This window comes from Saccharothrix sp. ST-888 (genome assembly GCF_000955975.1).
Taxonomy (GTDB): domain Bacteria; phylum Actinomycetota; class Actinomycetes; order Streptomycetales; family Streptomycetaceae; genus Kitasatospora.
Window position 1 is genome coordinate 1 of the sequence record NZ_JYJF01000923.1, and the last position, 309, is coordinate 309.

The following is a 309-nucleotide window of genomic DNA, read 5'->3' on the forward strand; positions in this document are numbered from 1 at the left end:
GAACGGCGACGACCACAAGGACGGCGGTGACCGTGGCCGTGGTGGCGAAGGCGGCCGTGGTGGCGAGGGTGGCCGTGGCGGCAAGGGTGGTCGCGGGCACGAGGGTGGCCGTGATGGCGAGGGCGGTCGCGGGCACGAGGGCGGCCGTGATGGCGAGGGTGGTCGCGGGCACGCGGGTGGCCGTGGCGGCGAGGGTGGCCGGGGTCACGAAGGTGGCCGTGATGGCGAGGGTGGTCGCGGGCAGGAGGGTGGCCGTGGCGGCGAGGGTGGCGGGGGTCACGCGGGTGGCCGCGACAGCGACCGGGGCCG

Annotated in this window: 1 protein-coding gene; it reads right to left on the bottom strand. The window is 78.0% G+C overall.

What is annotated here, in order from left to right; translation table 11 throughout:
- The coding region (locus UK12_RS42595; RefSeq protein WP_045307268.1) for a hypothetical protein at positions 1 to 280 on the bottom strand (280 nt) is incomplete at its 3' end.
- Positions 281 to 309 lie beyond the last annotated feature (29 nt).